The following is a 794-nucleotide window of genomic DNA, read 5'->3' as shown; positions in this document are numbered from 1 at the left end:
GGCGGGTCTGGCCAGGTCACGGACCCGGCGCACGATGAGGCGGGCCGTGACGCGATCTGCTTTCTTGCGGCCGGCGAACGCGGTGTAGGCGGGGATCTCGGCGACCTCGGCATTGGAGATGAGCTCGCCGGTGTCCGGATCGGGAATCCCGGTCGGGCAGGTGATCTGCTGCCATGCCCCGTCCGGGACAGCCAGGACTGCGCGTTTGACGGAGGGGTTCATGCCGGTGGAGATGGAGAAGCGGGCGCCGGCCCGACGGCAGGCGGCGATGACGCCGGCGTTGTAGAACTGGGAGTCCGCGCGCAGGATGCGGGTGCCGGTGCAGCCGGCCTCGACGCCGGTGGCCAGGGCCTCGCTGACCAGTTTCGGGGCGCCGCGGGAATCGGCTGCTTTGCCGCGCCGCATCCGCACGGTGGCGATCACCGGCCGCGAGGCGAGGGTGCAGATCGTGGCGAGCAGGGGGTGCAGGGTCCGGATCGCCTTGAACCGTCCGTACTCGGCGCCCTGCTTGGTGCGGCCGTACACACGCTTGTGGGTGGAGTCGACATCGATGAACGCCTTCTCGCCCGAGCCGGGAAGCAGCGGGGCGTGTGCGACCAGCGCACCCAGGAACCCGCGGTGCACCGCAGGCAGTTGGAGGGCGTGGCCGTGAGTGAACGCACGCAGGAACGTGCCCGGCGTGGATGGGGCGCGGACGCCGCCGAACAGGGCCGGCATCGCGCCGTGCCGCAGAACGGCCAGGTCGTCGATGCTGTCCGCGCCCGCGACCATGCCACCCACGATGCTGGTGACCT

At 71.3% G+C, this 794-nt stretch carries 1 protein-coding gene; it reads right to left on the bottom strand.

Features of this window, described 5'->3' with window-relative positions; genetic code table 11:
• Window positions 1-794, bottom strand: a 794-nt coding sequence (locus ABD339_RS33525) for a transposase (RefSeq protein WP_344570945.1), incomplete at both ends; no start/stop codon positions are given.

Origin of the sequence: Streptomyces axinellae (assembly GCF_039532135.1) — a bacterium.
GTDB classification, from domain to species: Bacteria; Actinomycetota; Actinomycetes; order Streptomycetales; family Streptomycetaceae; genus Streptomyces; species Streptomyces axinellae.
The sequence above is the reverse complement of the archived record's forward strand: the minus strand, read 5'-3'. Positions and strand labels throughout refer to the sequence as shown.